Consider the following 9,855-nt stretch of genomic DNA (forward strand, 5'->3'; position numbering starts at 1 on the left):
TGGCTATCGGGTCGGCGGCAGGGGTCTGGCGCGGCGGTCTGGGTTGGGTGGGGCTTGGGATCGGTGGCGAACGAATTTTCGTTCGCGCCGAGAGGGACTAGGCGGAATGGCGGGGTGAACGAAAATTCGTTCTGCCACCGTGGGTGAATGAATTTTCGTTCGTCGTGGAGCGTCTACCTCCCGAGGAGCGAGTGTCCCGCGGCCACACTGGCGCCGCCGCCCCTGATAGCCAGCCAGATCTTTCTCGACATGGTCCGGTGTCAAGGACCGCGAAGCGGCCGGCGCAGCCGGCGGCCGCAGGCCGTCCTTGACTCCGGGGCAGGTCGAGAAACACTGGAGGACAGGGTCGGCGGCCCACAGCCGGCCAAAACGCAGTACCTAAGCGCTGGTATCCAAGCGCTGGTATCCAAGCGACTCGCCCGCATCTCAGGGCTGATAGCGCGGATCGACATCCTCCGCGGCGATCCCCAGCAGGTCCGCGACCTGCTCCACCACGACCATGAGCACCATCGCCTCGACCTCGGAGCGGGTGCGGCAGCGATGCTCGATCGGCCGCCGGTAGATCACCAGCCGCGCCGGATCGGCGCCGGATCCCCGCTCCAGCGATCCGAGCGGGATGTGGTCGTCGACGGTCCAGTCCTTGGGAATGTCCGGCGACTCCTCGACGGCGTACTCGATCAGCCCCAGCCGTGACTGCCAGCGACTGTCGATCTCAGTGACGATGGCGAGCGCGATGTCGTCGAAACGCTCCCGGCGGGTGCGCAGGACCGGCACCTTCGGGTCGGTCGGGACGGCCATCGGGCCACGTCGGCCACGGCCGTGCCGATCCCTGTGCCTGGTCATGTACGCGAGCCTAACTGCGTGGCTGGCCTCAGGGGAGTACGGTTCACCCGTGACTGCTCGTCGTTGTTCGCGTACCGCCTGCCAGCGCCAAGCCGTCTGCACGCTCACCTATGTGTACGCCGACCAGACGGCCGTTCTCGGCCCGCTGGCGACCTATGCCGAGCCGCACGCCTACGACCTGTGCGAGGAGCACGCCGAGCGCCTCTCGGCGCCCCGGGGATGGGAGGTCGTCCGGCTGGCCCGTGAGCCCGTCGACCCACAGCCGAAGGGGGACGACCTGCTCGCGCTGGCCGATGCCGTCCGTGAGGCCGCCCGGCCGCCCGCGCCCGCCCCGCGAAGCCCCGTCCGCGCCCCCGGGCAGGACGAGGTCGAGGATCCCGGATCGGGAGACGGCCAGCCCCGCCCCGGCGGCACCCGCCGCGGCCACCTCCGCGTGCTGACGTCCGAGTAGGACGACTAGAGTTCCGGACATGCCGGAGAGAGTCGACCCCGACGTCGCCAACGCTGTGTTCAAGGCGTACGACGTCCGTGGCACCGTCCCTGACCAGATCGACGAGAACCTCGCCCGACTCGCTGGACGGGCCTTCGTGCACGTCGTCGGCGCTCGCGGTGGCGAGATCGTGGTCGGCCACGACATGCGCCCCAGCTCTCCGGCCTTGTCCGGGGCTTTCGCCGAGGGTGCGACCGAGGCCGGTGCCGACGTCACGATGATCGGGCTGGCCTCGACCGACGAGCTCTACTTCGCCTCCGGCCACCTCGGCCTGCCGGGGGCGATGTTCACCGCCAGCCACAACCCGGCCCAGTACAACGGCATCAAGCTGTGCCGGGCCAACGCGGTGCCCGTCGGTGCCGAGAGCGGACTCGACGAGATCCGCGACCTGGTCATCTCCGGGGCGGCCCCGGTCACCGACATCGCCGGCAGCATCAGCGAGACCGACGTGCTCGAGGCGTATGCCGCCCACCTGCTCTCCCTGGCTCCGGTCAAGGGCCGCAGGCTGACGATCGTCGCCGACGCCGGCAACGGCATGGCCGGCCACACCGCGCCCGCGGTCTTCGGCCGCCTCGGCGAAGAGGCCGTCGAGCTGATCCCGATGTACTTCGACCTCGACGGCACCTTCCCGAACCACGAGGCCAACCCGCTCGACTCCTCCACGCTGGTCGACCTGCAGGCGCGGGTGCGGGAGACGGGCGCCGACGCCGGCCTGGCCTTCGACGGCGACGCCGACCGCTGCTTCCTCGTCGACGAGCGTGGCGAGGTGGTCAGCCCGAGCGCGATCACCGCGCTGATCGCCGAGCGCGCCCTCGCGCAGGAGCCGGGCGCGACGATCATCCACAACCTGATCACGTCCCGCGCCGTTCCCGAGATCGTCACCGAGCTCGGCGGCACCCCGGTGCGCACCCGCGTCGGCCACTCCTACATCAAGGCCGTGATGGCCGAGTCCGGCGCCGCCTTCGGTGGCGAGCACAGCGGCCACTTCTACTTCCGCGACTTCTGGCGCGCCGACTCCGGCATGCTCGCCGCGCTGCACGTCCTCGGTGCCCTCGCCGAGACCGACCAGCCGCTGAGCGAGCTGCTGGCGGCGTACGCCCGCTACCCGATGAGCGGCGAGATCAACTCCACCGTCCCCGACCAGGCCGCCACCGTGGCCGAGATCGAGACGGCGTACGCCGGGCGTGAGGGCGTCACCGTCGACAAGCTCGACGGGCTGACCGTGTCCCATCCCGACTGGTCGTTCAACGTCCGCGCCTCCAACACCGAGCCGCTGCTGCGGCTCAACGCGGAGGGCAAGGACACACTCACCATGGAGCGCGTGCGCGACGAGGCGCTCGCGATCATTCGAAAGGAATCTGACTGATGAGCGCCCTAGGCCTGAGCGAGAAGCTGCTCGAGATCATCGTCTGCCCGCAGTGCCACGGTGACCTGCTGCCCGTCGAGGCCGACAGCGAGCTGGTCTGCCAGGGAGAGTGCGGCCTGGCCTATCCCGTACGCGACGGCATCCCCGTCCTGCTCATCGACGAGGCCCGTCCGACCAAGAGCGAGTGAGGCAGCGATGACCTGGTTCGACGAGTCGAGGCTGGACGACGAGCGGGCGCTGGCCGGGATCGACCTGCTACTGCGTTCGCTGGCCGAGTCCGGCGCCCGGGTCCGCCGGGAGGCGGCAGGTGCCGCAGAGTCCCTGCAGGAGGCCGTACGCCGCGCCGCGGAGTCCGGCCGACCCCGAGCCGTGGTCGCCGCGGGTCCCGACTCCCGCCTGCTGCGTGCGGTCCTCGAGCCCTACTGCCCGGTGCCGTTCGTCGCATGGCCGGCCCCGGGCCTGCCGGGGTGGGCGGGAAGCCTCGACCTCGTGGTCGTGCTGGCCCCGACCGGATCCGACCCGGGCGAGGCCTCTGCCGCTGCCGAGGCCGTCCGCCGTGGAGCCCAGCTGGTCGTCGCCGCGCCGGAGAAGTCGCTGGTCGCCCAGCACGCCGAGGGTCGCGACAGCACCCTGCTCCCCGTCGAGGGTGGGGACACGCTCGCGATGGCGATCCTGATGCTCACCTACCTCAACTCGGTCGGCCTCGGTCCGGAGGCCGACGCGGGCAAGGTGGCCGACGCCCTCGACGACGTCGCGACGGCCTGCTCGCCGCATCGCGACATCTCGGTCAACCCGGGCAAGATCCTCGCGCTCTCGCTGGCCGACTCGCTCCCGGTCGTGTGGGGCGGCTCCGTCCTGGCCGCCCGTGCCGCCCGCCGGGTCGCCGAGAGCCTGCGCCGCGCCAGCGGCCGCGGTGCGATCGCCGGTGACGCCGACGACCTCCTCCCCGTCCTCGAGGCGGCGCGGCCGCGCAACGTCTTCGACGACCCCTTCGCCGAGGAGCAGGCGTCCGTACGTCCCGTCCTGGTCATCCTCGACGACGGCGCGACCGACCCGATCATGGTCGAGCAGCGACGCGCCCTCACCGAGGCGGCGGACACCCGCGGCGTACGCGTGGAGGTCGTCGAGGCGAACGCGAGCACGGAGGTCGCCCGCTACGCGTCCCTGCTGCTCCAGGGAACATACGCCGCGGAGTATCTGCGTTTGGGTCTGGTCGACGACGACTGATCCCGCATGACGGACGGATCCGTGTGATCTGCCTCATGTCGTGCGGTCAGGTTCGTTGGCGGGGCTACATCATCATGTGAGACGCCTGGACGCCAGGGAGTGGCTCGTTGTTTGATTTGGCAACAAATCGGTCACATCGAGGCCGCATCCCCCTCCCTGGAACAGGATCCCCCTCCCATGAACCAGACCAAGTTCGTCGTCGCCGGTGCCGTGGTGCTCCTGGGCGCCATCGTCTTCAGCGGCTGGCTCTCCGAATCGGCCCCCTCTGCGAGCGACAAGGCGAGCGCCTCGGCCGGCGGCACCCTTCGGGTCGGCGTCGCCACCGCGGAACCGGCGTACTACAAGGTCGACGGCGTGACCAAGGGCTTCGACTACCAGATGGCGCGCAGCGTCGCCGAGGGCATGGGCGCCCATGCCGAGTTCGTGGAGATGGAGTTCCACCAGCTCGGTCCGGCCCTCCGGGAGGGCGAGATCGACATGATCGGCGCGCAGGTCACCAAGACCGACGAGGGGGAGCGGGAGTTCGACTTCAGCGCCCCCTACTTCGTGACGTACGTGTCCTTCCTTGCTCCCGAGGGGTCGACGATCCGGAGTCGTCGTGATGTCAACGGCAAGAAGGTCGCGGTTGTCGCGGGCACCGTCCACGAGCGTCTGCTCGAGAAGCAGTACGAAGACGTCACCGTCGTCAAGGTTCGAGATGCGGCCGCTGCGGTCCAGGCGATGGGGACTGGTCAGGCCGATGCGTTCTTCTACGGCGCGCCCTACTCTGCGTCGATCATCCAGGGTGCGCCCATCCCGTTGACGGAGCCGATCCGCTACCAGGCCGAGGAGGCGCCGATCGGGTTCGTGGTCCGAGAAGGCGACGAGCGCAAGGAGGAGATCGACGGGGTGATCGAGAACATGGTGCTCAGCGGGGAGTGGATGAAGATCAAGACGGACTACTTCGATGCGGACCCGCTCTCCGAGGTCTTCCGGGAGAAGGGTGTCTGAGGTCGTAAGCCTGAGTTTGAATCCGTTCGCCTTATCAGCGCCTGCTTGGTGAACGCGGTTCGTGATCTGGATCACGTAGGGCGGCGGAAGTTCGGTCTCGGAACGTGGTGATGATGTCCCAAACCCTGGACGTGGGGACTGGACAGGTGTTTGATGCAACATCGTCCGGCCACTCTGGCCAGCACGTCTTGGATTCTCGGCGCCGACGTGACGGGCATGCCCCCACCATCCCGGAAAAACACAGGACTTTCGCATGAACCACATCAAGTTTGTCGTCGCCGGCGCCCTCGCCCTCTTAGGGGTTCTGGTCATCGGTGGCTACTTCGCCGACCCGGCCCCGAAAGCCACCGATCAGGAGAGTGCCGCCGTGGGCGGCACGTTGCGGATCGGCGTGGACGGCACCGAGCCGGCGTACTACAAGGTCGACGGCGTGACCAAGGGCTTCGACTACGAGATGGCGCTCGGCGTCGCCGAAGGCATGGGTGCCAAGCCCGAGTTCGTGGTGATGGAGTTCGGTGACCTCTTCACCGCCCTCGAGGCCGGCGAGATCGACATGATCGGCGCCCAGGTCACCGAGACCGCGGAGCGGAAGCAGGACTTCGACTTCACCGCGCCCTACTTCGTCACGTACCTGTCCTTCCTCACTCCGGAGGACTCGACCATCGCGAAGCGTGACGACATCGACGGCAAGAACATCGCGGTCGTCGAGGGCACCATCCACGAGCGCTACCTCGACGAGCAGTACCAGGACGTCACCGTGGTCAAGGCCAAGGACGAGGACTCCGCGGTCAAGGCGATCCAGGACGGCAAGGCGGACGCCTTCTTCTACGACGCTCCCTACACCGCGCCGATCATCCAGCGGTCGCCGATCCCGTTGAAGGAGGCGATCGTCTACCCGGCCGACGACGCCCCCATCGGCTTCGTGATGCAGAAGGGTGACGCCCGCAAGGACCAGGTCGACGAGGTGCTCGAGCAGATGATCCTCGACGGGGAGTGGCTGAAGATCAAGAAGGAGTACTTCAAGGAGTACCCGCTCTCGGAGGTCTTCAAGGACAAGGGCGCCTGAGCCCGAAGCCACTCGCCCCGCTTTGGGGCACTTGAAGTCCAGTAGCCTACGATGCCCGCTGGCCCGGCATGGTCCAGGTCACAGCGTCTCGGCGCACCCCTCCCCCCAACCAGGACGTCGTATGAAATCCCTGAAGTTCATCCTTGCGGGCGCGGTCACCCTTCTGGTGATCCTGATCGTGGTCTCCAACACGGTTGAGACGACCGGCCCGTCCTCCGCCAAGCGCAGCAGTGCCGCTGACGACGGAGCTCTGAAGATCGGTGTGCTGGACAGCGCACCTGTGTACTACCACGAAGGTTCCGCCGCCAAGGGCTTCGACTACGAGATGGCCCTCGGTGTGACGCAGTCCCTCGGCATCAAGCCCGAGTTCGTCCCGATGGACTTCGCCGACCTGTTCACCGCGCTCGACGCGGGGGAGATCGACATGATCGCCTCGCAGGTGAGCGTGACAGAGGAACGCGAGAAGGCCTATGACTTCTCGCATCCGTACTTCGTCACCTACCTGTCCTTCACCACCCCGAAGAACTCGCCGATCAAGAAGCTCAAGGACATCAACGGCACCAGGGTCGCCATCGTCGACGGCACCGCGCAGGAGAGCATCCTCAAGGAGCGGTTCCCCAAGGCCGAGATCGTGAAGCGGAAGAACGAGGCTGCCGCGCTCGAGGCCGTCGCCGGTGGTAAGGCGGACTCCTTCTTCTACGACGCGCCGTTCACCGAAGGGCTGATCAAGAACGCCCCGATCCCGATGGAGGAGCGCATCGTCTACGCCTCCGACAAGGCTCCGATCGCCTTCGTCTTCCGCAAGGGCGACGGACTGAGGGACCAGGCCAACAGTGCGATCGACGAGATGATCGTCGACGGCACCTGGCTGCGGATCAAGACGGACTACTTCAGGGAGTACCCGCTCTCCGAGCTGTTCCGGGAGCAGGGCGTCGAGTAGCACGACCCACCCGCTAAGGTTCCGAGCATGAGCGAGCGTCAGCGAGCGACAGTAAGCCTCAGGCCGTCGCCTCCGTATTATTCGCCCTTCGCGACGGAGGCGACGGCATGAGCGCCGGACTCTTCGCACTTCTTGACGACGTAGCCGCCATCGCCAAGCTGGCGGCTGCGTCCGTCGACGACGTCGGCGCTGCCGCCGGCAAGGCCTCGGCCAAGGCCGCGGGCGTCGTGATCGACGACACCGCGGTGACGCCGCAGTACGTCCACGGCATCGCCGCCGAGCGTGAGGTGCCGATCATCAAGAAGATCGCCTTCGGCTCCCTGCGCAACAAGCTGCTGATCATCCTGCCGGTCGCGCTGATCCTGGCCCAGTGGGCGCCGTGGGCGATCACCCCGATCCTGATGGTCGGTGGTGCCTTCCTCGCCTTCGAGGGCGTCGAGAAGGTGTTGGACTGGGTCCGGCCGCACGAGGAGACCCACGAGACTCCGGTCGTCCTGGAGGGCCCCGAGGCCGAGAAGTCGATGATCGCCGGTGCCGTACGCACCGACCTGATCCTCTCCACCGAGATCATGGTGATCGCTCTCAACGAGGTCATCGACCAGGGCTTCTGGATGCGCCTCGGCGCGCTGGTGGCGGTCGCCTTCCTGATCACGATCGTCGTCTACGGCGTGGTCGCCCTGATCGTGAAGATGGACGACGCGGGCCTCTCGCTCTCGCAGCGACCCGGCGCCTTCGCTCAGCGGCTCGGAGTCGGCATGGTCTCGGCGATGCCGAAGGTGCTGAGTGTGATCTCGATCGTCGGCACCGTGGCGATGCTCTGGGTCGGTGGCCACCTGATCCTGGTCGGTCTCCATGACGTCAACGGCCTCGCCGCCGGCCACCCGGGCTGGGCGTGGCCCTACGACACCGTCCACCACCTCGAGGAAGAGGTCCACCACGCCCTCGGTGCCGTCGGCGCGGCCGCCGGTTGGTTGGTCAACACCTTCTTCTCCGCGCTGGTCGGCCTCATCGTGGGCGCGATCGTGGTGGGCGTCCTGCACCTGCTGCCGATCAAGAAAAAGCACTGACCGTCGGCGGGTTCCGGGGCTGGCCTCGGAGCATGCACTCGATCTAACTCTCCGCGCACGGCCCCTCCGAGCGCAGCCGTACGCTGCGCGTGCTCGCCTACCACACCTCTTGCCGAGGGTCCCGCCCGGGCGACGGTCACCAGCGTGCTCGGCGTGGGGGAGGAGACGGTCGCCCTGGTCACCTATGCCTTCGTCGGTCTCGGCTCCGGGGTGATCGGCGTCCCGGTGGCGGTCGCATCGGTCGGGCTGCCGGTCATCGCTGGTGCGGTGGTGAGTCGCCTGATGCTGGTCGACAGATGTTGGCCTGGCGTTTGCTGTCGAGGATTACCGCGGACGCCGAGGGCCGCTTGTAGTCTGGGGAGAACCTGCGTGGGAGATCCCGCTGATGCGCAGATGCGCGACGCAGGCCCGCATGAAATTCGGTAAGGAATGACCATGGACTACAAGGTTGCCGACCTGAGCCTGGCCGAGTACGGCCGCAAGGAGCTCACCCTCGCCGAGCACGAGATGCCGGGCCTGATGGCCATGCGCGAGCGCTACGGCAAGGACCAGCCGCTCAAGGGCGCCCGCATCGCCGGCTCGCTGCACATGACGATCCAGACCGGCGTGCTGATCGAGACGCTGACCGCTCTCGGCGCCGACGTGCGCTGGGCCACCTGCAACATCTTCTCCACCCAGGACCACGCCGCCGCTGCCGTCGTCGTCGGGAAGGGCACCCCGGAGGACCCGCAGGGCACCCCGGTCTTCGCCTGGAAGGGCGAGACCCTGGCGGAGTACTGGGACGAGGCCGAGAAGGTCTTCGACTTCACCGACGAGGCCGGCAACAAGATCGGCCCCAACATGCTCCTCGACGACGGCGGCGACATCACGCTGCTCGTCCACAAGGGCGTCGAGTTCGAGAAGGCCGGCGAGGTGCCGGGCCAGGACTCCACCGACAACGAGGAGTTCAAGGAGGTCCTGCGGGTCCTCGACCGGTCGCTCAAGGCCGACCCGCAGAAGTGGACCAACATCGCCAACGGCATCAAGGGCGTCACCGAGGAGACCACCACCGGTGTCCTGCGCCTCTACGACCGGTTCAAGGAGGGCTCGCTCCTCTTCCCGGCGATCAACGTCAACGACTCGGTCACCAAGTCGAAGTTCGACAACAAGTACGGCTGCCGCCACTCGCTCATCGACGGCATCAACCGCGCCACCGACGTGATGATCGGCGGCAAGGTCGCGGTCGTGTGTGGCTACGGCGACGTCGGCAAGGGCTCGGCGGAGTCGCTGCGCGGCCAGGGCGCCCGCGTCATCGTCACCGAGATCGACCCGATCTGCGCTCTGCAGGCTGCCATGGACGGCTACGAGGTCCGCCGCCTGGAGTCGGTCGTCGAGACCGCCGACATCTTCATCACCACGACCGGCAACTTCGACATCATCCGGGTCGAGCACTTCGAGAAGATGAAGAACCAGGCCATCGTCGGCAACATCGGTCACTTCGACAACGAGATCGACATGGCCGGCCTCGCGAAGATCCCGGGCATCGTCAAGGACGAGATCAAGCCGCAGGTCCACCAGTGGATCTTCCCCGACGGCAAGAAGATCATCGTGCTCTCCGAGGGCCGCCTGCTCAACCTGGGCAACGCCACCGGTCACCCGAGCTTCGTGATGTCGAACTCCTTCACCAACCAGACGCTGGCCCAGATCGAGCTCTTCACCAAGACCGACGACTACCCGATCGGCGTCTACGTCCTGCCCAAGGCGCTCGACGAGGAGGTCGCCCGCCTCCACCTCGACGCCCTCGGTGTCGAGCTGACCGAGCTCAACCAGGCGCAGGCCGACTACCTCGGCGTCCCGGTCGAGGGTCCCTACAAGGCGGACCACTAC

General features: G+C 67.6%; 10 protein-coding genes. 9 read left to right on the forward strand and 1 reads right to left on the reverse strand.

Annotated elements, in window-relative coordinates:
* Positions 1 to 426: 426 nt before the first annotated feature.
* Positions 427 to 843 (reverse strand): metallopeptidase family protein, encoded by a 417-nt coding sequence (locus ACFVJS_RS22765; protein ID WP_378885286.1) that lies wholly within the window; start codon positions 841 to 843, stop codon positions 427 to 429.
* Between ACFVJS_RS22765 and ACFVJS_RS22770 the strand changes: the two genes are divergently transcribed.
* The 9 genes from ACFVJS_RS22770 to ahcY form a co-directional block, all read left to right on the forward strand.
* A complete protein-coding gene (locus ACFVJS_RS22770; RefSeq protein ID WP_378885289.1) occupies positions 842 to 1,294 on the forward strand; it encodes a DUF3499 domain-containing protein in 453 nt (150 codons plus the stop codon). The two genes, ACFVJS_RS22765 and ACFVJS_RS22770, sit on opposite strands and share 2 nt — an antisense overlap.
* Before the next feature lie 19 nt (positions 1,295 to 1,313).
* Positions 1,314 to 2,699: a phosphomannomutase/phosphoglucomutase gene (locus ACFVJS_RS22775; protein ID WP_378885291.1), complete on the forward strand. Its 1,386-nt coding sequence runs from the start codon at positions 1,314 to 1,316 to the stop codon at positions 2,697 to 2,699.
* Positions 2,699 to 2,887 (forward strand): Trm112 family protein, encoded by a 189-nt coding sequence (locus ACFVJS_RS22780; RefSeq protein WP_141795265.1) that lies wholly within the window; start codon positions 2,699 to 2,701, stop codon positions 2,885 to 2,887. The genes ACFVJS_RS22775 and ACFVJS_RS22780 overlap by 1 nt, the downstream gene beginning before the upstream one ends.
* Before the next feature lie 7 nt (positions 2,888 to 2,894).
* Positions 2,895 to 3,926 carry an SIS domain-containing protein gene (locus ACFVJS_RS22785; protein ID WP_378885294.1) on the forward strand — a complete coding sequence of 344 codons (1,032 nt, stop codon included), beginning with the start codon at positions 2,895 to 2,897 and terminating at the stop codon, positions 3,924 to 3,926.
* A gap of 177 nt (positions 3,927 to 4,103) precedes the next feature.
* Positions 4,104 to 4,916, forward strand: a complete 813-nt coding sequence (locus ACFVJS_RS22790; protein ID WP_378885297.1) for a substrate-binding periplasmic protein — start codon at positions 4,104 to 4,106, stop codon at positions 4,914 to 4,916.
* A 253-nt stretch (positions 4,917 to 5,169) separates the two neighbouring features.
* Positions 5,170 to 5,982, forward strand: coding sequence for a substrate-binding periplasmic protein (locus tag ACFVJS_RS22795; RefSeq protein ID WP_378885299.1), 813 nt, complete (start codon positions 5,170 to 5,172; stop codon positions 5,980 to 5,982).
* A gap of 121 nt (positions 5,983 to 6,103) precedes the next feature.
* A complete protein-coding gene (locus ACFVJS_RS22800; protein ID WP_378885302.1) occupies positions 6,104 to 6,922 on the forward strand; it encodes a substrate-binding periplasmic protein in 819 nt (272 codons plus the stop codon).
* Positions 6,923 to 7,029: 107 nt separating this feature from the next.
* Complete coding sequence (locus ACFVJS_RS22805) at positions 7,030 to 7,989, forward strand: DUF808 domain-containing protein (protein ID WP_378885304.1); 960 nt, start codon at positions 7,030 to 7,032, stop codon at positions 7,987 to 7,989.
* Positions 7,990 to 8,418: 429 nt separating this feature from the next.
* Positions 8,419 to 9,855, forward strand: a 1,437-nt coding sequence (ahcY, locus tag ACFVJS_RS22810) for an adenosylhomocysteinase (RefSeq protein ID WP_378885307.1), incomplete at its 3' end; no start/stop codon positions are given.

The sequence above is a fragment of the Nocardioides sp. NPDC057772 genome, from assembly GCF_042798075.1.
Classification (GTDB): domain Bacteria; phylum Actinomycetota; class Actinomycetes; order Propionibacteriales; family Nocardioidaceae; genus Nocardioides.